This window comes from Pseudomonas sp. BC42, assembly GCF_021560055.1.
Lineage (GTDB): Bacteria > Pseudomonadota > Gammaproteobacteria > Pseudomonadales > Pseudomonadaceae > Aquipseudomonas.
In genome coordinates this window covers 4,243,034-4,265,747 of the sequence record NZ_CP091067.1, presented here as the reverse complement: position 1 = coordinate 4,265,747, position 22,714 = coordinate 4,243,034, and the positions used below count along the sequence as shown (strand labels likewise).

Here is a 22,714-nt window from a genome sequence, read left to right as displayed (position 1 = left end):
CTGCCAAGGCAGCACTGCTGCGTGTGATGCAACAGCACCTGCGGCCCGCGCGAGCGCAGCCTTGCTAGGCGTGCAAATGCTTTTTCAGGAACGACCGGGTGCGTTCGTGGGTCGGGTTTTGCAGGATCTCCCGTGGCGTGCCTTCCTCGACCACCACGCCGCCGTCCATGAAGATGATCCGGTCCGCCACTTCACCGGCAAAGCGCATTTCGTGGGTGACGATCAACATGGTCATGTGCTCGGCGGCCAGTTGCTTCATGACCTGGTTGACCTCTTCCACCAGCTCCGGGTCCAGCGCCGAGGTGGCTTCATCGAACAGCATGACCTTGGGGCGCATCGCCAGGGCCCGGGCAATGGCCACGCGCTGTTTCTGTCCGCCGGACAGGCGGGAAGGGTACTCGTCGAACTTGTTGGCCAAGCCGACTTTTGACAAGTACTCCATGGCCAGCTCACGGGCCGCGGCTTTGTTCAGCCCTTTGAGTTTGATCGGTCCGAGGGCGATGTTTTCATGCACGGTCAGGTGCGGGAACAGATTGAAGTGCTGGAACACCATGCCCATCTGCTGGCGCACGCTGTTGATGTGCTGTTCGAATGCGCGACCTTTCAAGGGCCGGTTGACGTGTTCGCCCTCCAGCCAGATCTCCCCCTCGTTCAGCACTTCCAGGTGGTTGATGGAGCGCAGCAGGGTGCTTTTACCCGAACCGCTGGGCCCGATGATGGCGATGATCTGTCCGCGCGAGACAGACAGATCGATGCCTTTGAGCACTTCTAGGGCGCCATACGCCTTGCGCGCGCCCTTGACTTCAACCATGAACTTTTCTGTGGTCATCGTGACATCTCTACCTTGGTTTCAAGCAGGTGCAGGCTGGCTTCCAGAACAAGATTGACCGCGTAATAGATCACCGCGACGGCCAGATAGAATTCGAACGGGCTGTAGGTTTCGCTCACGGCGCGCTGGGCGCTGTAGACCAGCTCGGCAATGCCGATGATCGACACCAGGGAGGTGTCCTTGAGCAGGACGATCAGGTTGTTGCCCAGCGGGGCCAGGGTATTGCGCAGTGCCTGTGGCACCACCACGTAGCGTTGCGCCTGGCTGCGGCTCAGGCCAATGGAGCGCGCACCTTCAATCTGCCCGGGGTCGACCGACAGGACTCCGGCACGAATCACGTCGGCGTTGTAGACCGCAAAATGCAGGCTCAGGCCGATGATGCCGGCCACCAGGGCCGGGATATCGATCCCCACTTGCACCAGGCCGTAATAGATCACGTACAGCTGCAGCAGTAGGGGCGTGCCCATCAGTAGCCAGGTCAGGAAACGTATGGGCAGGGAGACCAGTTTCGGGGTGTAGAGCACGATCAGGGCAAAGGCGATGCCGGCCATCAGGCTCAACACACTGGCGCTGAGGAACAGGACGAGGGTCCACCAGAGCCCGGTGGCCAGCAGTTCGGAATAGGGTGTCACGATACTCAGGTCGAGGATTGGCATGGGGGCGTCTCACTTGGCCGCGAAGCGTTTATCGAGGAGGTCCACCATCAGCCTGACCGTGTAGACCATGGCGATGTACAAAATGGCCGACACCGTGAAGATCTCGAATGGCTTGTACGTGGAGCTGATGAAACGCTGCGCGGTATAGGAAAGCTCGACCACGGAGATGGTCGATACCAGGGCCGAGCCCTTGATCAGCGCCACCGCATTGACCCCCAGTGGCCTGATCATCAACTTGGCGGTTTGCGGGAGGGTGATCAGCCACAGGGTCTGGCCCTTGCCGAAACCGATTGAACGCGCCGCCTCGACCTGGCCGGGGTCCACGTTGCTGATTGCGCCACGAATGGATTCGGCCATGTAGGCCGCGATGTTCAGGCCCAGGCCGATGACGCCTGCGGTGAATGGTTCCAGCTCGAGGCCGATCTGCGGGCCGCCAAAGTAGATGAGGAACAGCTGGACCAGGCAGGGCGTGCCACGAAAAACGCTGATGTAGACCCGGGCCAGGCAGCGAAGCATGAAGAAGCCGGACAGCCGGGCCGCCACCAGCACCACCGCCACCAGCAAGCCCAGCAGCAGCGCCAGCAGCGAAACGTGCACCGTGACCCAGGCCGCCTCCAGAAAAAACGGCAGGGTGCGCTGTATAAGTGTCAGATCCATGGGAAGGCTCGGAAAAGTCGGATTGACTGGCCCGACCCCAGGTCGAGCCAGGCTGCAGATGAGTCAGCGAATGTCCTTGCCAATCCACTGCATCGAGATCTTTTCGTAGCTGCCATCGGCCAGCATGTCGTTCAGCGCCTGCTGCATCGCGGCCTTGAGTTCGGGGTTGTTCTTGCGCAGCGCAATGCCCATGCCTTCGATGCCGCCATCCTGTTGGGGTGGGGTGATGATGCGGACTTTCTGCCCGGTTTCCTTGACGGCCACCAGCACCGGAACGCTGTCCATCACCAGCGCGTCGAGGCGCCCGGCGTCCAGGTCGACCAGCATCTCGGGAAGCCCTTTATAGGTTTTCACCTTCAGGTTGCCCCGCGCCCTGGCCCATTTGTCGTGGGCATCGCCCAGGGTGACGCCGACCTTCACATCCTTCAGGTCATCCAGGCTGTTGATCGGGGAGTCTTCTTTCACCACGATGGTGCGGCCGGCGTGGTAGTAGGGGCCGACGAAGTCCACGGCCTTTTGGCGCTCCGGGGTAATGGTCATGGAGGCGATGATGGCGTCGTATTTTTTTGCCAGGAGCCCGGCAATGATCCCGTCGAAGGGGGTGGTGACGATGCTGACTTTCACCCCGAGCCGTTGGGCCAGGGCTTCGCTGATGGAGGCGTCGAAGCCGACGATCTGGTTCTGCTCGTTGGCAAAGCTGAAGGGCGAGTACTGCCCGCTCATGGCGATGCGAATCTCTTTGGATGCCTGGATCGATTGCAAGTCATCAGCCTGAGCGGCTAAAGGGCACAGGAGCGCCGCGGCCGCGACGGTGGATGCAGCAAACAGACACTTGAGCGTTCTGGTTAGCATTGGATGGCACCTTTGAAGAATTATTAATTATTGTTTTTTGGGCTCTTCACCCAGGCCTCGGGAAAAGCTTTGCATAGGCCGTTCTGGAAAGCACCCGGCAAGGTGTCCGCCAGCCGGACACATTGCCGGAGTTGGCCGACACTATGTCGGCCAGGCACGCAGGCTGTCATTCGTGCGCCGATCCCGGCACTCTACTGCAGGGCTGCCTTGAAGCTGTCGTCCAGCACCTCCAGCAGCAAGTCGGCGTTCTTGTGGCTGAAAATCATCGACGGGCGCATTTTCAACACGTTGTCATGGGGGCCTTCGGTGCCGATCAGAACGCCGCGTTCCCGGGCGCCATCGGCAACCTTTTTCGCCAGTTGCGTGGCCGGAGCCTTGCTCTGGCGATCGGTGACCAATTCGATCCCGAGAAACAGCCCCAGCCCGCGTACATCGCCAATGACCGCGTAGCGTTGCTGCAGTGTGCGAAAGCCGTCCAGCAGGTAGTTGCCCACCGTCAGTGCGTTGAGTTTCAGGTTGTCGCGCTCGATCACATCGAGAACGCTGAGCCCCACGGCACATGAAACCGGGCTGCCGGCGAAGGTATTGAAGTACTCCATGCCGTTGTTGAAGCTGTCGGCTATTTCGCGGGTGGTCACCACCGCCGACATCGGGTGGCCGTTGCCAATGGGCTTGCCCATGGACACCGCATCGGGCACCACGCCCTGGGTTTCAAAGGCCCACCAGTGACTGCCCACCCGGCCAAAGCCGACCTGGACCTCATCGGCCAGGCACAGCCCGCCCTCGGCGCGAACCATGGCATAGACCTCCTGCAAGTAGTTTTCCGGGAAAAACAGCTGCCCGGCGACACTGGGAATCGACTCCGCCAAAAAGAACGCCGGGGCCCGGCCCTGCTGGCGCATGCTGTCGATCTGCTCGGCGACACTCTGCGCGAAACGCTTGCCCAACTCTTCGAATGGCCAGTCATCCGCTGCGCGATAAACGTCCGGCACGGCCGCCTCGAATACGTGCTCTGCACGGCCCTTACCGGCCTTGCGCTTGTACTTGTAGGGGCTCAGGTCAATCAGCTCCTGGGTGGTGCCGTGGTAGGCCCAATCCAGCACGATGGCGTCGTTGCGCCCGGTGTGATTGCGCGCCATGCGCAGCATCAGGCTGTTGGCTTCACTGCCGGAACAGCCGAAGGAGGCGACGGCCAGGCCCTTGGGCAGGGTCGCCGTGAGTCGCTCGGCATACTCGACGATGTTGTCGTGCAGGTAACGGGTGTTGGTGTTCAGGCGTGAAGCCTGGCGCGCAAGGGCCTGCACCACATCGGGATGGCAGTGGCCGAGATGGCAGACGTTGTTGAAGCAGTCCAGATAGGCCCGGCCAAAGTTGTCGATCAACCAGACCCCATCGCCGCGCACGAACTTGATCGGGTCCGAGTAGGAAATCGACAAGTTGGGCAGCAGCAGTTGCTTACGCTTGGCCACGATCTGCGCTTTGCTCCTGCCTTCCTGGCTATAGGTTTCCGGAGGAATTCCGGCCAGGGTCGAAGCATCCGGGAACAGGTCGGCCCACACCTCAAGATAGGCGCACTCACCGACGCCGATGAACTCGCTGGCTTGCAACTGGGTGTCGGTGGACATCTGGAAATGCACATGGGGCAGCCAGCCGCCATTTTCCGTGTCCGCGCCCATGTAGCCCACCAGCGCGCCCGCTTCAAGGTGGTCCCCGGGCTTGAGGCGGGTCAGCGCTTCGTGGGCCATGTGCCCCCACAGGGTCAGGAAGGGCGGGCAGCCTTCAGGCGAGTGCTTGAGCATGATCAAACCGCCATAGCCCAGCGGTTCAGGTTCGACCTCGACGCTCTGCACCACACCGGCAAGCGGCGTGTACAGCGGCGTTCCGGCCGGCATGATCAAGTCGACACCCAGGTGGATGATCCGGCGCTGCCCTTCAATGAAGCGCGATTCAAAGGCGCTGTCGGTGTAGATGGTCCTGGCTTCGCCCCAGGGACCGATGCCCAGCGGCACTTGATGCTCGGCGGAGAAATCGTTCCACCATTTCGTCGCTTCTGCCGGGCGCTGCGCGGCAGAAGCGATGGTCATTTCGTGGGCAGCGTCGGCGAACGGCACAATGGCCTTGTTCAGGGTCGCCGCCGATGGATGCACGATCTCTGCGAAGGACTGGCGGTTTTCATCCACCCAGCGGCGAATCGCCCCGGCACCTTCTATGGCGTCATAACCGCAGGCTTTGCGCAGGATTGCCGTGGCCAGGCGCGGGTTCATGCGATCCATCTTTTCCAGCAGGCGCCAGGCCGGGGCTTCGCTGATGGCCAGGTAGGGGTTGTCCTGGGTCTGTTCGTGGCGCGAGGCCGACAAGGTGACGCTGATCACCAGGCGCATGGCGATCAGATTGAACAGCACATCCAGCTCTTGCGGCTGCAACGGGTAGCGCTCGTGGAAAGCGCCGGTGAGGGCGGCCGCCGCGCCGATGGGGTCTGGCGTGTCGAGAATGGCGTAGGCGCAGGTGATGGCGACTTCGGCAATCAGCACCGTGTGCACGGCATCGCCAAAATCGATGATGCCCGAGACCTGCTGGTGGTTCTGTGGGTCGACGAGGATGTTCCAGTCATTGCCGTCGTTGTGAATGACCTGGGCGCGCAGCCGCGCCAGCGTCGGTGCCACCTGTTGTTCGAACGTCTCAATGAAGCGCTGCGCAATCCCTCGTCTGCCGGGGTCCTTGATGAAGTGCAGGCGGGCTCGCGAACGCCCGGCGTGCCGCAGGTCCCAGTCCAGGTCGCGCACCGCGCCGGGATGCATGAAGCCCTGCAGGGCAAGGTCCATGTCGGCGAACGACTGGCCCAGGTGGCGCATCAGTTCGAAGGTGCGCGGAACCTCGGCCAGCGGTGTGCCGGGCAGCCAGCTCACCAGGCGCACCGCGTGGGTTGCGCCGCAGGGCGCCACGGCCGAGGCGAGGCAATCACCGGCAAGGGTCTTTTTCAGCTGTGGTACGGCCAGCTCGGGGCAGGTGCTGGCCAGGTGGCTGAGGAGGGCGGCCTGCAGCTCGCTTTCAATGCGCGGCTCGCTGGCGTTGACGACCTTCAGGATCCATCCCGCATCGCTGGCGGTCTTCAACCGGTAGTTGCAGTCTCGCTCGCCATCCAGAGGCGAGGCGCTCGCGCTGACATTGAAAAGCTGTTCGGCCAGGTGTTCGGCATCGCGGGGCGAAAACTGCGGGGCGGGGTGGGAAAGGTCAGTCATGGTAGTGGTTTTCCAAGTTATTTTTTTCAGTTAGCTTGGCATGCGAAATCTTCAAGGGCAGTAGGTATGCGGTCGGCTTTGACCTGCATATTGTCGGAATCGACCGGCACAAAATCGGCAGTCAATGTGAGGAGTTTCAATGCGCGACCTGGACGTGAAAGATCGGGAAATACTCGACATTCTTTCTAAAGAGGCGCGGATCGCCCTGAAGGCTCTGGCCGCGAGAATCGGGCTGTCCAGGAGTGCCACCAGCGAACGCGTCAGCAACCTTGAGCGCAATGGCGTGATCAGAGGCTACCGGGCGGACATTGGCGAAATCGACGCCAACGTGATTCGCGCCATGTTCCTGGTGTGCCTGAAACGCACACCGGCCATCAGCCTGCTGGACCTTTTGGCCCAGCATTCGCAGGTGCGCCGCATTTCTTCGGTCAGTGGCCAGCTGGACCTGGTGATCGAGATCGAATCACGCACCATCGATGATCTGAACCGTGTCCGGGATGCCGTGGCCAGTCACGAATCGGTGGAGGACATCACCACCGCCGTGGTGCTTCGCCGCGACATCGACCGCCAGACTTCCTGACTCGGCGTGCCCAGCCGAAAGAGCTGACGGGCCACCCGGCCAACGCGCTCAAGCGCAGGCCTGGCGCCCGACTCCGCGTGCCTTGACCCTGGCGCAGAGCCTGTGGCGTTGCCGCCGTTGTGAGTTTGCCGCGCTGTACAAGGGGTGTCGGCGGATCATAAAATGAGAAGCATTATCATTAGTGCGAATCTCTCATGCCCAACCACAGCCTTTCCTCGCCCGTCGCCCAGCTGTATGCGAACCACCACGGCTGGCTGCGCGGCTGGTTGCATCGGCGCCTGGGGCACAGCGCCGATGCCGAGGATTTGGCCCACGACACCTTCATCCGCGTGCTGCGCTCCCAGGAAGATGTGCGTGAGCTGCGCCAGCCCATGGCGTTTCTGGCCGCCATCGCCAATGGTCTGTTGATCAACCGCTGGCGTCGTCAGGCCATCGAGCGGGCTTACCTGGAGGCGCTGGCGGCACGGCCGGTGGGGGAGGAGCCTTCGCCGGAGGAGCGGCATCTGATGATCGAGACCCTGTTGCAGCTGGATTCGCTGCTGGTGGGGCTGTCGTCGCGGGTGCGGCAGATCTTCTTTCTGTCCCAGCTCGATGGCTTGACCTATCCGCAGATCGCCGCGCAGTTGGGCCTGACCGTGGCCCAGGTGCAGCGGGCCATGGGCAAGGCGTTCAGCGTCTGCTATGCGAGCCTGTTTGAATGAGTGGCGTCGCGGTCGATCCCCGGGTGCGGGACAGCGCCATTGATTGGCTGGTGCGAGTGCAGTCCGGGCTGATGAGCGCCGCGGACCATCAGGCCTTGCAGCAGTGGCGCGAGGCCAGTGCCGAGCATGAGCACGCCTGGCAGCGGGTCAGCCGCCTGCCGCTGATGTTGCAGCCGGGGGCCGATCTGTTGGCCGATGCCACGGCGCGTCGGGCCTTGCAGGCGGCCGGTGCCGATCCGCAACGGCGGCAGGTGCTCAAGTGCCTGTTGGCGCTGGGGCTGTTGGGTGGCCTCTCCTGGCAGGGGGCGGATTCCACCCTGGTGCGTTCGGCCCTGGCCCGTTATCGCACCGGCATCGGCGAGCGCCGGCGTTGGGCCCTGGCGGACGGCGGTTCGCTGTGGCTGAACACCGCCAGTGCGGTGAATCTGGACTTGAGTGCAGGACAGCGCAGCGTGCAGTTGATCGAGGGCGAGCTGGCCCTGGATACCCCGCCGGCATCGGCGTCGCTGCAACTGCAAACGCCGGATGCCGTGTTGTACAGCCGCGGCGCCCATCTGCTGGTGCGCCATGATCGCCAGGGCACTCTGGTGACGGTGTTGCGCGGCCTGGTGCAGATCAGCGCCCGGCAGCAGCCGACGCCGCTGGCGTTGCAGGCCGGATGGCAAACCCGGGTCGATGGCCGGGGAGTCGGGCAGCCGAGTGCCATTGATGTGTTGCTGGCCCAGGCCTGGATGCGCGGCATCCTGCCCGCCGAGCGCATGCGCCTGGATCAGTTGCTGGCAGAGCTTTCACGCTATCGCCCGGGCTTTTTACGTTGCAGCGAAGCGGTTGCCGCTTTGCGCGTGACCGGCAGTTTTCAGCTCGACGACACCGATGCCGCCCTGGCCCTGGTGGCCAATACCCTGCCGGTGCGCATCGAGCGCAGGACCCGTTATTGGGTGACGGTGGTGCCGGCCTGAAGATTTTTTTTCAGCGACGCGATAGTTTTTTCGATCTGGCTTGGCCTTCAGGTATTGCCCACCGGCACCGGTGGGTTTCGATCCCTAGGAGCCTTGCATGATTTTCCCCGCTCGTGTCTTGCGTACCCAAACCTTCGGCCTGCTGTTGCTCAGCCTGCAACCGCTCTACAGCGAGTTGGCGCTGGCGGCTGGCGAACGCCACTACAGCATCGGCGCCGGTCCCCTGGACCAGGTGCTGTCGCGTTTTGGCGCCGAGGCGGGGATCAGCCTGGCCGGCAGTGCACTGCTTACGGCGGGCAAGACCAGCCAGGGCCTGCAAGGTGATTTCAATGCCGAAGCGGGCCTCAACCGCCTGCTGGCGGGCACCGGCCTGGGCTACGTGCGCCAGGCCGACGGCGGCTATGCCTTGCGCCTGCGCTCTGATGCGGTGTCGCTGCCGACGCAGAAGATCAAGGGCGAGAACCCTGACGAGGAGGAGGTGTACCGGGCGCCGCGTTCGTCGGTGTACATCTCCGCCGACGACCTGCAGCGCTTTGGCGTGGTGTCGGTGGGCGACGTGCTCAAGGGCCAGCCCGGGGTGCAGGTCGGCGACAGCCGCAATGGCGGCGGCCTGGATGTGAACATTCGCGGCATCCAGGGCCAGAGCCGGGTGGCGGTGACGGTGGACGGCTCGCAACAGGCGCTGGATGTCTATCGCGGTTATGCCGGCACCCAGCAACGCAGCTACATCGACCCGGACATGATCAGCGACATCGCCATCGACAAGGGCCCGAGCCTGACCTCTAGCGCCATCGGCGGCACGGTCAAGATGCGCACCCTTGGCGTCGACGACATCCTCAAGGACGGTCAGCAGGTCGGCCTGCGGCTCAAGGGCGACCTGTGGAACAACGGCGTGGCACCGGCCCGTCGCGACCCCCATTCCAGGACCGAGGACCTGTACACGGAACCGCACCAGAGCCGTGGCGGGCTGTTCGGCTCGGACGCGGAGTCCGGCAGTGCCGCGTTTGCCTACCGCCATGACGTGTTCGATGTGGTGGCGGCCTACGCCCAGCGCAACCAGGGCAACTATTTCGCCGGCAAGAAGGGCCAGGATCGCTACCGCACCTTTGACCGCTACGGCGATGAACAGACCAGTGTCGCCACCACCTACAACGCCGGGGAAGAGGTGCTGAACTCCTCGTCGAAGACCCAATCGTGGCTGCTCAAGACCACCCTGCGCCCAGCGGACGGCCACCGCTTCGACCTCGGCTACCGACGCTATGACGGGCGCATCGGCGAGATCATGCCCTCGGACATCTTCCGGTTCGGCACCGGCGGCATCTACCAGTACCCCCTGGGCCACACCCAGATCGACACCTACACCGCACGCTACAACTACCTGCCCGCGGACAACCCGCTGCTGGACCTGACTGCCGACCTGTGGCTGACCGATGCGCAGACCAGCCAACTGAGCGCCTGGTCGGCACCGGCGTCCCAGGCCTATCGCACGGACCGTTCCTGGGCCCGCCAGGCCAACCGCCGCACGGGCGGCGGTCTGGCCAATACTTCGCGCTTTAGCACCGACTACGGCGACTTGAAGCTGGACCTGGGCGGCTCGTTCCAGCTGGAGGAACTGCGTCCGCAGAAAGGCGTGGTCACCACCCAGGACGACATCAATGCCAACCGCAGCTTGCGCGAGGGCTCGCGGCAGGAGTTCAGCTTCAACGGCAAGCTGGAATACCAGCCGGTGGAGCGCCTGACGCTGTGGGGCGGCGGTCGTTACACCCACTATCGCAGCAAGGACCATGTGGCCAATGCCACGGCGCGCAGAGAGGAACGCGAACACAGGTACGTGACCGTCTCCAGGCCCGGCGACTATGGCTACCTGATGTGGTTCCCGGACCAGAACGGGCGCTACACCGATGCCACCGATCCACGCTTGAACAATGGCATTGTCTTCAACAACACCAACTACCCGTTCGAGGGCACGCCCTATAACCAGTACGGGGCCACCGATACCGAGGTGGGGGATTCGCAAGTGGATCGGGTGGTCACCGGCTACAACTATTCGGGCAAGGACAGCAACAGCGGTGGCGCCTTTGCCCCGGCGTTCGGCATCAATCTCGAAGTGCTGCCAGACACCTTTGTCTATGCCTCCTACACCCAGGGCTTTCGCATGCCTTCGCTGTTCGAAACCGGCTACGGCGTGCAGCAGACCACGCCGGGCAAGGGCCTGAAGCCCGAGCGCTCAAGCAACTGGGAGATCGGCGCCAGCACCTTGCACAAGGGGCTGTTGGTGGATGACGATGCGGCGGCGATCAAGCTCGCCTACTTCAACAACAGCATCAAAAACTACATCACCCGCTACTACGACCCGAGCCCGGGCCTGTGGGGCCTGATGCGCTTCAGCAACACCGACAGCTACACCACCCGCGGCCTGGAACTGCAGACCCACTACGATGCCGGGCGGGTGTTTGCCGACCTGTCGTCCACCTACTACCTGAAGACCGAAACCTGCGACGCGGCCTTCGCCGCCACCCTGCGCGCCACCAGCAACCCCTATCGGAAAACCGCCGACACCCCGGACTGCACCCCGGGCAGCTTCATGGGGTCCTACACCAACACCCAGAACCCGCCGCGCTTTGCCGGCAACCTGACCACCGGCCTGCGCTTCTTCGACCAGAGCCTGACCCTCGGCACCCGCATCACCTACACCTCGGGGCCCACCGTCACCGCCGACAAGCCCTGGCAGACCGGCGCCACCACGCCGCAGCTGAACTACCGCGAAGTGGCGCTGGTCGATCTGTTCCTCAACTACAAGCTGCAGGAACACGCCAGCCTCAACGTATCGCTGCAAAACCTCACCGACCGCTACTACCTGGACCCGCTGGCGCAGAGCTTCATGCCGGCGCCGGGGCGCACGCTGCGGGTGGGGATGCAGGCGAAGTTCTGAGGGGCCGGCAGTGGCCTGCCGGTTGCGGTGAGTCAACGCGATGGCCATTCAGAGGGCGCTTTTGCGGCTACAGTTTTCAGTGCCCTGATTGAGAGGAATCCAGATGAACCTTTTGTCTTCTGTATCGCCACCCAAGCCTGTTGCCCTCCTGGGTTATGGCGGTTTGCTGCCGTTTCTCGGGCTGGCGTTGCTGGCCGTGGTTGCGCACGGACAGCGGCTGTTGTGGTGCCAGGCGCTGGTCAGTTACGGGGCGGTGATCCTGAGTTTTGTCGGAGCCCTGCATTGGGGCTTTGCCATGATCGCTCCCGGCATGAACGCGCAGCAGCGTCACACACGCTTTGTTTGGAGCATCGTCCCTGCGCTGATGGGGTGGGTCGCCACCTTGCTACCGCTGTCATGGGGCGGGCTGTTATTGATTGGCGGATTCTTGGCGCACGGGTGGCATGACCGGCAGCTCTCGCAGGTCATGCACCTACCGGCCTGGTACCTGCCGATGCGTTTGCGACTGACCATCGTGGCCAGCGCCTGCCTACTGCTGGGTGTGCTCGCGATGGCCATCGGGAGTTAAGCGTGACGTTCAGCTGCCGCCTCCCACCGAAGGGGCGGTGGTTGACGCAACGGGCATCGCTGAGCAAGGGCGCAAAGGATCATTCGCGGGATCGGCAAAGAGTTACCAGCCCCGGCGAGTGGCGGCTGAAATCATTCCTGTACTTAAAAAGCCGGGTAGCCCCACATGAATCGCCGTAAAAAGATCCAGCAGCTATTGAAGGCTCACGCCAAGAAGGCCAGCGCCAAACGGGTTCCGCAAAAAAGTCCAAGTACATCAGCAAGGCTGATCGGGCGAAGCTGGCCACCGGGTCCAATGACGACGCTGCGGTTGTCACTCAGAGCTGATCCGTCCGCTGAATATCAAGACCGCCAAGCCTAACAGTCACTCATTGCCGAGCAACCTGCGCTCTTTGAAAACAAGCAGGAACGCTGCGGATTATCCGCCCCTGGGCACCGCTGTTGCCCAGGGCGGCTTTGCGGCCTGTGGTGCAGCGCGCCGCCTGGGCCGACGCTCTGTTCGATGCCGCTCACTACTTTTGCTCCGGTTCGGCAAGGTCGCTCTTGTATTCGCCCCACTCCATGTACGCGTAGTACCGGGTCATGGCGTCGAAGTGGTTGTGGGCTTCAACTTCCCACACAAGCTTGGCGTCCGGGTGAAGCAGTTGGCGTGCGCTGTTTCCCTGCGGGCCGCTCGGGCAGAATGCCTGGCCGTCATCCGGCTCCATCCAGAGTTGGTAAATCATCTTTAGCTCCGATGTTTTTGGCTTGGGTGCGCCCGTTGGCCTTCTGCCCCCGGGGTTTCTGAGTGTGGCGGTTGCGCTATGGCCGTCTTGATTGGATCGCCCCGACCGAGCGCAGGTATTTCCGTGCCTGAGGACTGCTGATCTTTTCTGGCTCAAGGACATACAGCGAGCTCCAGAGCGGCGGTAAACCCAGCTCCTCCATGTAGGAAGTGAAACTGTTGAAAGGCTCGGTGCCCATGTCCTCGGCGGTGAGCCAGAGCGACTCGCACTCTTGGCAAACGTGCAGGACCTCCTGCGTTGCCCGTACTTGAACCTTGGTCACGACACCTTGTTCACAATCTGGACACTGCATTCTTTCCCTTCCTTGCTGGCGTGGTCGTCATCGTTGCTCTTGCCCATCCATGTAGCGTTCCACCCAGTCGATCAGCGTCGGTGCGGCGAAGGCCGTCGGCAGCAGCGGCCGCGCCGTGGTGGACAGGGTGAACGCTCCCTGGATGAAGCAGGTGATGCCTGCCACCAGGGCATCGAGTTGGCGGACGCGGCGTCCGCGTTCGGCGTAGCACTGCCGGAGCAGGCCTTTGAGCAACTTCATCTGTGCCGCTAGCGCCGCCTGATAGACCTCGCGCACATCAGGATCGTGCACCGACTGCTCGCCGATCATCACCCAGGCGGCAACTGCGTCGGGCTGGGCGTCGGAGCCGTAGGCAAGGTGTGCTGCGATGTAGGCCTGGAGCCGTTGCCCGGCTGTTTCGGCTGCCGCGGCCCGGGTCTCGTAGCGCTGCTGGGCGTAGCCGGCCAGCGAGTCGACCAGGGCCACCAGGATTTCGCGCTTGTCCCGGAAGTGGTAGTGCACGAGGCCGGGGGTGAGTTCCGCGTGCCGGGCGATGGCGGCGATGGTGGCCCCGGCGTAGCCGGCCCTGGCCATGACGGCCTGGAGTGCCGCCACGATCTGGCCGCGTCTTTCATCGGTGTTCGAGCGGCGTGCCATGTGATCCTCCAATATTGGTCGTGCGACCAGCTTAGCATTGACATCGACGGCGTCGCACCCTAGCGTTGCAAATATTGGTTGCTGGACCAACTTTGGAGAATCACGATGAATTCCCTGGCTGAAATACTGGTGGCGAGCCCCGAGGCGTCCTCGGTTGTGGTCGAGCGACCTCTGGGTGAGGCCGTGCGGTGCGTCCTGATGCACGGGTTTCTTTCGGCAAGCGAGTGCGATGCCCTGGTGGCCGCCACGGAGAAGCTCGGGTTCGCCAGCGCGGTGTCCGACTATCCGTCCTCCTACCGCGACAACGACCGCATCGTGGCGGACGATCCGGCCCTGGCCCGGCGGCTGTTCGCGCGCCTGCGCCAGTGCTTGTCCCCGGCGACGGGACTTGGAGCGGTGATGGACGAAGAGGGCTGGCGCATGGTCGGCGTCAATGAACGGCTGCGCTTTTGCCGCTACCGGCCCGGCACCCAGTTCCGCGCTCACCAGGACGGTGTCCACCATCGCCAGTGCGCCCAGTCGCGCCTGACCTTCATGGTCTATCTCAACGACGATGCCTTCAGTGGCGGTGAGACGCTGTTCTTCCAGGGACGCTCCGCGGCCATGTCGGGCCGCGATGCCACGCTGCGCCTGCAACCCCGCAAGGGCAGCCTGATTCTGTTTGAACACGGGCTCTGGCACGCGGGGGCCCCAGTGGACTCGGGCCGGAAATACCTCATGCGCAGTGACCTGATGTACGAGCCGCAGCATCCTGAGTCGATCGACGGTCCCTTCCAGCCCGGTCACCAAGGATACGTCTGGGCGCTTGCCAGCCTTGGCGAACGGGGTTTTGCAAGCGCCGGGCGCGACGCCAGCATCCGTCTGTGGACCCGCGAGGGCGAGTACCAGGGCCGGCTCGACGGCCACAGCCAATCCATCCTCGGCTTGCTGGAGACGGCGCCTGGCGAACTGGTGTCGCATTCGCGGGACCGGACGATTCGGCGCTGGTCGTTGGCGACCGGAACCTCGACGCTGATCGGCACCTCGGCTTCGGCGGTGTTGTGCTGTGCGCGGCTGGCCTGTGGCCGTCTGGTCAGCGGCGCCGCCGACGGCCGCGTGACGCTGTGGAACCTGGCATCCGGCGCGGCAAACGAGCATCAGGCCCACGCCTCTTGGGTCTGGGCGATCGCGCCGTTGGGCAACGGCGCTTTCGCCACCGCCTCGGAAGACGGAACGGTCAAGCTGTGGCAAGCCGAACAGCGGGACTGCGTGCAAGTGATCGATCTGGGCCGTCCCCTGCGGACGCTGGCCAGCTGGATCGACGCCGATGGCCGCGTCACCTTGGCCGCGGGTGACCTTGACGGCGCGCTGCACCTGCTGGCGTCCGGCCAGACATTGACGCTCACGGAGCGCTTTGCCGCCCATGACGGGGCGGTGCGGCGCGTGCGCTTCGAGGCGCGGCAGGTGCTGCTGAGCTGTGGCGAGGATGGCTTGGTCAGGCGCTGGCAGCTGCCATCGCGGCAGGGGGTGGTCATCGGCTCGCACGACAACTTTGCCACCGATGTGCTGCCCAGCGGCCGCGGTCGCTGGATCAGCTGCGGCTATGACGGACGGATCATGCGGCACGGCGCCACGACCTAGCGTTCGGCCGGGCCGTCGCCCACGCCCTGGGCCACGCCTTGGCGCATTCGCGCCAGGGGATTGTGATCGGCGCGGCTTGCACCCTTGGGCCATTTGCGCAAGCGCAGTAGGGCCCGCCCGCCGGCCCTGGTCGCATAAATTTGAAATGCCTGGCATTGCCCGCCAGAATCGCCCCCCGATCCGGCCCGAGTGCCGGACCTTGGTGGTGAAAAGGGGCAGCAGTTGAAGCAACAGACATTGTCCATGCGCCTGGCGCGTGTGGCGGCGCATGTGCCGAACGGGGCGCGCCTGGCCGACATCGGCTCGGATCACGGTTACTTGCCATTGGCGTTGATCAGCCGCGGCACCATCGTCGCGGCGGTGGCCGGCGAGGTGGCGTTGACGCCATTCCGTTCGGCCCGGCGCGCGGTGCTCGAGAGTGGCAGGGAGCAGCAGATCAGCGTGCGCCTGGCCGATGGTCTGGCGGCGATCGAGGCCGCGGACGGGATCACCGCGATCAGCCTCTGCGGCATGGGCGGCGAAACCATCCGGGACATCCTGGATCGCGGCCAGGCGCGTTTGAGCGGCGCGGAGCGCCTGATCCTGCAGCCCAACGGCGGCGAGCAGCCGCTGCGTCAATGGCTGATGGAGCATGGCTACCGGATCCTGGCCGAAGAAGTGTTGCGCGAGAACCGCTTCGACTACGAGATCATCGTCGCCGAACGCGCCACGCCGGTGCAGTACAGCGCCCGGGAACTGTACTTCGGCCCGTTGCAGATGCAGACCCGCAGCCCGGCATTCCTGGCCAAGTGGCAGCGTCTATTGCGCCTAAAACAGCGCACCCTGGAGAGCTTTACCCGGGCGCAGGCCGTACCTGATGCGAAAGTGCAGGACCTGGGCCGCCAGGTGCGCTGGATCAGCGAACTGCTGGCTTGACCCGATTCTTCACCTGGCCCGCGGCTTGCGAGACACGCGAGCTGGCGCGTGGACCGTGCCCTCAGAGCGAGGGCTGGTTGACCCGGGCCATCAGTTGCTCGGCACTTTCCTTGCGCTCGGAGTAGCGATCCACCAGGAAGGCCTGCTGGTTGCGTAGCAGGAGAGTGAATTTCACCAGCTCCTCCATCACGTCCACGACCCGGTCGTAGTAGGCCGAGGGTTTCATCCGGCCGTCCTCGTCGAACTCCATGTAGGCCTTCGCCACCGAGGATTGATTGGGGATGGTGAACATGCGCATCCAGCGGCCCAGTACCCGCAACTGGTTGACCACGTTGAACGACTGTGAGCCGCCGCACACCTGCATCACCGCCAGGGTCTTGCCCTGGGTCGGGCGCACGGCGCCGAGTTCCAGGGGGATCCAGTCGATCTGTGCCTTGAACACCGCCGACATCGCGCCATGGCGTTCCGGCGAGCACCAGACCTGGCCTTCGGACCATTGCACCAGCTCCCGCAGTTCCTGGACCTTGGGGTGCTCCACCGAGGCGTCGTCGGGCAGTGGCAGTCCGGATGGATTGAAGAGCCGGGTCTCGGCACCCAGGTGCTGCAGCAGGCGCGCGGCTTCTTCGACCAGCAGGCGACTGAACGAGCGTGCGCGGGTCGAGCCATACAGCAGCAGGATGCGGGGCTTGTGCTCGGGCCTGGCGAGTTCGCCATCCAGCAGCGAGAGGTCAAGGTTGGGCAGTTGTTCTGACATGTGTCCTCCGACTCACAGGGTGCCGATGCGGTCCAGCTCGTGCTGCAGTTGCTCACGGCCGAGGCGGTTCAGGGGCAGGTCGAGGAAGGCTTTGCAGCGTCGCTCGATGTGCGCCAGGGTGGCGCGGAAGGCCGCCTCGACGGTGGCTTCGTCGGCGCTGATCGCGGACGGATCTTCCAGGTTCCAGTGGGCCTTGAGCGCCGGGCCGAAGAACACCGGGCAGGCTTCGCCCGCGGCCTTGTCGCAGACGGTGATCACGATGTCAGGCGGGTTGTCGGCGAAGGCGTCGTTGCCCTTGCTGTACAGGCCGTCGGTGGCGATACCGGCCTGCTCCAGGGCATGCAGGGTGCGGGGCAGCACCTGCCCCCTGGGAAAACTGCCGGAACTCAGGGCCTGGAAACCCTGGGGTGCCAGGTGGTTGAACAGGGCTTCGCAGAGGATGCTGCGGCAACTATTGGCTGTGCACATGAACAGGACTCGCATGGGGTATTCCTTGCGCTGTGGGCGGATGTCAAAGGCTCAAGACTCACGGGGTTGCGCTATCAGCAGCAGGCGGCGCGGACCGGGCGTCCCTCCATGTGCTGCAGGCGCAAGGCGTTGTCGCGCAGCCAGTCGCTGTTGGCCCGGAAGGTCACTTGCAGGATTTCCCCGACCCAGGCCGGCAACTGCGGGTTGAGGCGGTAATAGACCCATTGCCCCTGGCGCCGGTCGAGCAGCAGGCCGCTGCTGCGCAATTGGGCGAGATGACGGCTGATCTTTGGCTGGCTGTCGTCGAGGGCGCACATCAACTCGCAGACACACAGCTCACCCTGGTTGGCGATCAGCAGGGTGGCGCGGGCGCGGGTTTCGTCGGCAAGGCTCTTGAAGACCTCCGAGGGCGTGATCATGGAACGAAGCTCGTATATATGGAGGCGCAAATATATGGAAAATCATATGTGTTGTGCAAGCGTCGCGGGGACGGCTGTTGGGTTGCGGCCGGGATCAGGGGCTGACCGTTCAGGCGGTCGACACTTGTGGCTGGCGAAACCGGGTCTATATGATCGCCACGTTGTGCCATCCGCGGCCGGTCTGGCCGGCGGTATTTTCGGACTCTACAGGGACGTGCGATTGATGAAATGCAGATTCGGGAAAGGTCTGGGCGATAGCCTGGGCAAGACGTTGGCGGGTTGGGGCGTGGCCGGCTTGGCCCTTGCGTTACCGTTGCTGGCCCAGGCCGGGCCGGCGCCGATTCCCCCCGGTGCGGTGCTGGCGGTGATGCAGAACGTCGAGGTGCCCGATCAGGATGAGGAAGTGGAACTCCAGGACGGCGTCACCGCGACCTTCTGGTACGGCCAGGAGCTGGACTTGGACGGCAAGCACTACTACGCCACCTTTGTCTGGCACACCCGGGACAGCGCGGCCCGCCAGGGCGAGGACTTTGCCGCGCCCGAGGTCCAGGTCCGGCTGGCGGATGCGACCTTCGAACTCACCCACCCGGGCCAGACGCCGGCCTATTCCATCCGCAGCATCGAACGCAAGATCGGTTTCTTCGGTGGCCGGGAAAAACCCGAGGAAGTGGACAGCAAGCGCCAGGCCGTGCAGCACCGCACCGCCGATGGCCGGCTGTTGCTGGCAGTGCCCACCGCCACGTTCGACGACAGCGTGGTGACCAAGGGCTACACGATGTTGCTGTTCAACCCGAACAAGAAGCCGGAAGACGATGGCTGGGTCTGGTCCTATCTGGGGCAGGTGCGCACCGGCGAGGACAACTCCGCCGCTTGTGACGAGGGCGCGGTAATGCCCTGTATCGGCAGCGACGGCGAGTTGAATTTTGTTGCCGGCCAGGGGCCGTTGCCGCAGGTGCAGGTCAAGGTCAGCGGCACCACCTTCCAGGGCCCGGGTAAAATCCGCTCGCTGGCCGCGGCCGATAACCTGACCTATGTCTACGACAGCAAGACCCAGCAGTACACCAGCCAGGAACTGGCGGTGCGGCAGCCATGAATCCGCCGGCGGCATGAGCCGCCGCCGGGCCTCGGCGCGGGGCGTGCCCAGGCCTTTGCTCCGCCGGGGACGGCACCGGCGGCAGATGCCGATGCTGACGGTCGAACCCGTGTTGCACAGGGGCGCGCGCAGTCAGCGCGCCCGGTGGCGCCGCTGCGGTCATGGGGCGCTGTGCTGCTTGAGCCAGCGGCGCAAGCGTCCGCGGGCGTTGGCGTAGGGCGCGGCGGTGTTGAGCTGGATCATCCGGCCCAGGGTCCACTTTGCGTACCAGGGGCATTGATAGAGCGCGGCATTGTCACGCTGCCGGATCAGGCTGACGATTCGTTGCTTGGCCGCGTCGAGGCGTTGGCGCTTTTGCGGGTAGGCCATGGCGGCATAGTCGCGGTAGAACTTCTGCGCGAGCGGGCCCAGCTGGTTCCACTTGAAGCCGACAGCCGGAAAGGCCATGGGCAGGCCGGCCAGGTCCTTTTCCAGCCAGTCCAGTACCCGCTCGTTCCAGCCCAGCAGGTAGGCCACCAGCTCGGAGACACTGATCTGCGTGCCCTTGACGTGGCCTTCCAGGCTGCGTTCGTCGACCCGCGCCGGGGGCACTTGATCCAGCACCCGGCTCAAGGCATTGAAGTGGCTGTCGATGGCCCTGAGCAGTTGTTCCTTGTCCTGGGGAATCGCCATGATCGTTGTTCCTGTGCGGCGAAAGCCCGGAGTGTGCCAGCGATTGGCCGCTGCTGCCTGCGCTGCATCAACGCCTGCCAGGATGGGCCCTGGCATCGGGTATGCTGGCGGCCGATGAACCTGAGCAGAGGCACGCAACATGACTCGCCCGCAGTTGCTGGAAATCGATGTACGCGACCTGGTCACGGCCCGTGAGCTGCACCTGGCCTTGCGCGATGCCTTGGGCTTGCCCCAGTGGTATGGCTGCAACTGGGATGCCTTCTGGGATGCCATTTCCGGGCTGGTGGAGATGCCGCTGCAGTTGCGCATCAGCGGCTGGCACAGCCTCTCCCGACGCTTGCCGGACGATGCGCGGCTGATGGAACAATGCCTGCGGCGCCTGCAGACCCAGTACCCGGCATGGGCTGCGCAACTGCAGTTCGATTGAGGCGCAATGCAAAAAGCCGCGCCCGGGCGATTTACTAATGCCGCGCAATCCTCTATAAATTTTCCCCTCGGCGCCGACCTTTGCGGCGCCACCGGGTGATAACAGGAGGATGCTATGTCACCGTTAAACGTGTAACCGCAACGCTTTGCCCCATCGCCACACCCTCGCTTGAACACCTCGAAACACGCTGGTCCCAGCGCTGGCTGGAAGAGGGCACCTACGCCTTCGATCGCAGTGCCACCCGGGACGCGGTCTACTCCATCGACACACCGCCACCCACGGCCTCGGGCTCGTTGCACGTCGGCCATGTGTTCAGCTACACCCACACCGATATCATCGCGCGCTTCCAACGCATGCGCGGCAAGGCCGTGTTCTATCCCATGGGCTGGGACGACAACGGCTTGCCCACCGAACGCCGGGTCGAGAACTACTACGGCGTGCGCTGCGAGCCCCTGGCGCCTTACCAGCCACAGTTGCAGCCACCGGCCCGGGTCGCCGAGCGCCGCGCCGACTATGCGCCGGTCAGCCGGCGCAACTTTGTCGAGCTGTGCCACCAGTTGACCGCCGTCGACGAGCAGGCCTTTCGCCGCTTGTTCATGCAACTGGGCCTGTCGGTGGACTGGGGCCTGACCTACGCCACCATCGATGAGCGTGCGCAACGGGTCAGCCAGCGCGCCTTGCTGCGCAACTACCGGCGCGGCGAGCTCTACAGCCAGCAGGCGCCCTGCCTGTGGGACCTGACCTTCCAGACCGCCGTGGCCCAGGCCGAGCTGGAGGAGCGGGAGGTGGCCGGGGCCTATCACGACCTGCGCTTTGAAGGCATCGAGGGACCGGACCTGAGCATTGCCACCACCCGTCCCGAATTGCTCGCGGCCTGTGTGGCGCTGGTGGCGCATCCGGACGATCCGCGTTATCAGGGGCGCTTCGGCCAGCACCTGCGCTCGCCGCTGTTCGAGGTCGAGGTGCCGTTGCTGGCCCACGCCCTGGCCGACCCGCAGAAGGGCAGCGGGCTGGCGATGGTCTGTACCTTTGGCGACCTGACCGATGTGCTCTGGTGGCGCGAACTGCAACTGCCGACCCGCTCGATCATCGGCGTGGACGGTCGGCTGCTGGCCCAGGTTCCCGACTGGCTGGCCACTCCGGCCGCGCGCCAGGCCTATCAAGCGCTGGCCGGGCGCAGCCTGCCCCAGGCGCGCAAGACGTTGCTGGCGTTGTTGCGCGAATGCGGCGCCTTGCTGGGCGAGCCACGGCCGATCCGTCACGGGGTGAAGTTTTTCGAGAAGGGCGACCAGCCCCTGGAGATCGTCGCCACGCGCCAGTGGTACCTGCGCAACGGTGGGCGCAGCGCTGAACTGCGCCAGCAGTTGCTCGGTCGCGGCCAGGCCCTGGAGTGGCATCCGCCGTTCATGCGCAGCCGCTACGAGCACTGGGTCGGCGGCCTCAATGGCGACTGGCTGATCAGCCGCCAGCGGGTGTTCGGCGTGCCGCTTCCGTTCTGGTATCCCCTGGATGCCCAGGGCGAAGCGGACTACGACAGGCCGATCCTGGCCGACGAAGCCTCGCTGCCGGTGGACCCGACCCTGGACACGCCAGCGGGCTACCGCCCCGAGCAACGCGGCCAGCCCCATGGCTTTATCGGCGAGCGGGACATCATGGACACCTGGGCCACCAGCTCCCTGACCCCGCAGATCGCCGCCGGCTGGGAGGAGGACCACGACCTGTTTGCCCGGGTCTACCCCATGGACCTGCGCCCCCAGGGCCACGACATCATCCGCACCTGGCTGTTCTCGACCCTGGTGCGCAGCCACTTCGAGGCGGCTGCGGTGCCCTGGAAGCATGTGGCGCTGTCGGGCTGGATCCTCGATCCGGACCGCAAGAAGATGTCCAAGTCGCGGGGCAATGTGGTCACGCCCCAGGGCTTGCTGGAGCAATACGGCAGCGATGCCGTGCGCTATTGGGCAGCCCTCGGGCGCCCGGGCAGCGACACCGCCTTCGAAGAGCAGCAGATGAAGATCGGCCGGCGCCTGGCGCTGAAGTTGTTCAACCTGTCGAAGCTGGTATTCGGCGTGCCAGGCGACCCGCAGGGGCCGGTCGAGCAGAGGCTGGACCAGGCCATGCTGCAACGCCTGGGAGCGGTCACCGCCGCCGCCGAGGCAGCGCTGGAGGGCTACGACTACAGCAGCGCGCTGATCGGCATCGAGGACTTCTTCTGGTGGTTCTGCGATGACTATGTCGAGCTGGTCAAGCGCCGCGCCTATCGGCCCGAGGGGCATTCGGCGCGCAACGCCCTGGCGGCGGCCTTGAGTGTGCTGCAACGCTTGTTTGCACCGTTTCTGCCCTTTGTCTGTGAGGAGGTCTGGCGTTGCTGGCAGCCGGGTTCGGTGCACCGGGCCCCGTGGCCCGAGGCGCAGGTGGCCGAGGACTATGTCGAGCCGTTGCTGGAGGCGGTCAGTGCCGCGCTGGCGGCCATTCGCAAGGCCAAGTCCGATGCCCGGCAGTCGATGAAGGCCGCAGTGGCGCGCGTTGAGCTGGTGCAGCACGCGCCGCTGCTGGAGTCCCTGCAATGGGCCCGTCAGGACCTGATCGAGGCGGGGCAGGTGGCCAGCCTGGTGTTCATCGAAGGCGCGCAGCCTCAGGTGCGGGTCTGGTTGCAGGATTGAC

At 64.5% G+C, this 22,714-nt stretch carries 21 protein-coding genes and 1 pseudogene; 11 read left to right on the top strand and 11 right to left on the bottom strand.

The features are described from left to right. Positions 1 to 64: 64 nt before the first annotated feature. From L1O02_RS19065 to L1O02_RS19045, 5 genes are all read right to left on the bottom strand, one after another. Positions 65 to 829, bottom strand: coding sequence for an amino acid ABC transporter ATP-binding protein (locus L1O02_RS19065; protein WP_281063580.1), 765 nt, complete (start codon positions 827 to 829; stop codon positions 65 to 67). Continuing rightward, on the bottom strand, positions 826 to 1,485 hold the full coding sequence (locus L1O02_RS19060; protein ID WP_235758486.1) for an amino acid ABC transporter permease: 660 nt from the start codon (positions 1,483 to 1,485) through the stop codon (positions 826 to 828). The genes L1O02_RS19065 and L1O02_RS19060 overlap by 4 nt, the downstream gene beginning before the upstream one ends. Before the next feature lie 9 nt (positions 1,486 to 1,494). Next, positions 1,495 to 2,142, bottom strand: a complete 648-nt coding sequence (locus tag L1O02_RS19055; protein WP_235758484.1) for an amino acid ABC transporter permease — start codon at positions 2,140 to 2,142, stop codon at positions 1,495 to 1,497. A 63-nt stretch (positions 2,143 to 2,205) separates the two neighbouring features. Next, entirely contained in the window at positions 2,206 to 2,994 is a 789-nt protein-coding gene (locus L1O02_RS19050) for an ABC transporter substrate-binding protein (RefSeq protein ID WP_129406695.1), read from the bottom strand. A gap of 191 nt (positions 2,995 to 3,185) precedes the next feature. Further along, positions 3,186 to 6,233 carry an aminotransferase class III-fold pyridoxal phosphate-dependent enzyme gene (locus L1O02_RS19045; RefSeq protein WP_108542903.1) on the bottom strand — a complete coding sequence of 1,016 codons (3,048 nt, stop codon included), beginning with the start codon at positions 6,231 to 6,233 and terminating at the stop codon, positions 3,186 to 3,188. 139 nt (positions 6,234 to 6,372) lie between these two features. Here L1O02_RS19045 and L1O02_RS19040 point away from each other — a divergent pair, with 139 nt between their 5' ends. The 6 genes and pseudogenes from L1O02_RS19040 to L1O02_RS19015 all read left to right on the top strand — a co-directional run bounded on the left by L1O02_RS19040 (position 6,373) and on the right by L1O02_RS19015 (position 12,299). Further along, on the top strand, positions 6,373 to 6,813 hold the full coding sequence (locus L1O02_RS19040) for an Lrp/AsnC family transcriptional regulator (RefSeq protein ID WP_060838694.1): 441 nt from the start codon (positions 6,373 to 6,375) through the stop codon (positions 6,811 to 6,813). A gap of 194 nt (positions 6,814 to 7,007) precedes the next feature. Beyond that, positions 7,008 to 7,514 (top strand): sigma-70 family RNA polymerase sigma factor, encoded by a 507-nt coding sequence (locus L1O02_RS19035; protein WP_108542905.1) that lies wholly within the window; start codon positions 7,008 to 7,010, stop codon positions 7,512 to 7,514. After that, positions 7,511 to 8,473, top strand: a complete 963-nt coding sequence (locus L1O02_RS19030; RefSeq protein ID WP_108542907.1) for a FecR domain-containing protein — start codon at positions 7,511 to 7,513, stop codon at positions 8,471 to 8,473. The genes L1O02_RS19035 and L1O02_RS19030 overlap by 4 nt, the downstream gene beginning before the upstream one ends. 97 nt (positions 8,474 to 8,570) lie before the next feature. Further along, the gene (locus L1O02_RS19025) at positions 8,571 to 11,405 is read left to right on the top strand and encodes a TonB-dependent receptor (protein WP_108542909.1); all 2,835 of its coding nucleotides are present in this window, start codon (positions 8,571 to 8,573) and stop codon (positions 11,403 to 11,405) included. 103 nt (positions 11,406 to 11,508) lie between these two features. Next, positions 11,509 to 11,973, top strand: a complete 465-nt coding sequence (locus L1O02_RS19020; RefSeq protein ID WP_108542911.1) for a DUF3429 domain-containing protein — start codon at positions 11,509 to 11,511, stop codon at positions 11,971 to 11,973. A gap of 165 nt (positions 11,974 to 12,138) precedes the next feature. After that, positions 12,139 to 12,299, top strand: a pseudogene (locus tag L1O02_RS19015) (DUF2986 domain-containing protein). 185 nt (positions 12,300 to 12,484) lie between these two features. Here the strand turns inward: L1O02_RS19015 and L1O02_RS19010 are convergent. Together L1O02_RS19010 and L1O02_RS19005 are read right to left on the bottom strand one after the other, a co-directional pair. Further along, positions 12,485 to 12,697, bottom strand: a complete 213-nt coding sequence (locus L1O02_RS19010) for a hypothetical protein (protein ID WP_108542913.1) — start codon at positions 12,695 to 12,697, stop codon at positions 12,485 to 12,487. A 379-nt stretch (positions 12,698 to 13,076) separates the two neighbouring features. Continuing rightward, positions 13,077 to 13,685 carry a TetR family transcriptional regulator gene (locus tag L1O02_RS19005; protein ID WP_060838700.1) on the bottom strand — a complete coding sequence of 203 codons (609 nt, stop codon included), beginning with the start codon at positions 13,683 to 13,685 and terminating at the stop codon, positions 13,077 to 13,079. A 105-nt stretch (positions 13,686 to 13,790) separates the two neighbouring features. Between L1O02_RS19005 and L1O02_RS19000 the strand changes: the two genes are divergently transcribed. Further along, positions 13,791 to 15,305, top strand: coding sequence for a 2OG-Fe(II) oxygenase (locus L1O02_RS19000; protein ID WP_108542917.1), 1,515 nt, complete (start codon positions 13,791 to 13,793; stop codon positions 15,303 to 15,305). A 222-nt stretch (positions 15,306 to 15,527) separates the two neighbouring features. Then, positions 15,528 to 16,220, top strand: a complete 693-nt coding sequence (locus tag L1O02_RS18995; protein ID WP_060838702.1) for a tRNA (adenine(22)-N(1))-methyltransferase TrmK — start codon at positions 15,528 to 15,530, stop codon at positions 16,218 to 16,220. 61 nt (positions 16,221 to 16,281) lie between these two features. Here L1O02_RS18995 and arsH read toward each other — a convergent pair whose 3' ends face one another. From arsH to L1O02_RS18980, 3 genes are read right to left on the bottom strand one after another with little or no spacing between them, the layout of a single operon-like run. Beyond that, a complete protein-coding gene (arsH, locus tag L1O02_RS18990) occupies positions 16,282 to 16,974 on the bottom strand; it encodes an arsenical resistance protein ArsH (RefSeq protein ID WP_108542919.1) in 693 nt (230 codons plus the stop codon). 12 nt (positions 16,975 to 16,986) lie between these two features. Further along, on the bottom strand, positions 16,987 to 17,457 hold the full coding sequence (locus tag L1O02_RS18985) for an arsenate reductase ArsC (RefSeq protein WP_108542921.1): 471 nt from the start codon (positions 17,455 to 17,457) through the stop codon (positions 16,987 to 16,989). Between the two features lie 59 nt (positions 17,458 to 17,516). After that, the gene (locus L1O02_RS18980; RefSeq protein ID WP_108542923.1) at positions 17,517 to 17,861 is read right to left on the bottom strand and encodes a metalloregulator ArsR/SmtB family transcription factor; all 345 of its coding nucleotides are present in this window, start codon (positions 17,859 to 17,861) and stop codon (positions 17,517 to 17,519) included. Between the two features lie 223 nt (positions 17,862 to 18,084). Between L1O02_RS18980 and L1O02_RS18975 the strand changes: the two genes are divergently transcribed. Continuing rightward, positions 18,085 to 18,954, top strand: coding sequence for a hypothetical protein (locus tag L1O02_RS18975; RefSeq protein ID WP_235758482.1), 870 nt, complete (start codon positions 18,085 to 18,087; stop codon positions 18,952 to 18,954). 159 nt (positions 18,955 to 19,113) lie between these two features. On the opposite strand, the gene L1O02_RS18970 is transcribed toward L1O02_RS18975, so the two are convergent. Next, positions 19,114 to 19,626, bottom strand: coding sequence for a ClbS/DfsB family four-helix bundle protein (locus L1O02_RS18970; RefSeq protein ID WP_108542927.1), 513 nt, complete (start codon positions 19,624 to 19,626; stop codon positions 19,114 to 19,116). 139 nt (positions 19,627 to 19,765) lie between these two features. Between L1O02_RS18970 and L1O02_RS18965 the strand changes: the two genes are divergently transcribed. Both L1O02_RS18965 and valS read left to right on the top strand, forming a co-directional pair. Next, positions 19,766 to 20,053, top strand: a complete 288-nt coding sequence (locus tag L1O02_RS18965) for a barstar family protein (protein ID WP_060838708.1) — start codon at positions 19,766 to 19,768, stop codon at positions 20,051 to 20,053. Between the two features lie 95 nt (positions 20,054 to 20,148). Further along, on the top strand, positions 20,149 to 22,713 hold the full coding sequence (gene valS / locus L1O02_RS18960; RefSeq protein ID WP_181321546.1) for a valine--tRNA ligase: 2,565 nt from the start codon (positions 20,149 to 20,151) through the stop codon (positions 22,711 to 22,713). Position 22,714: the final 1 nt, after the last annotated feature.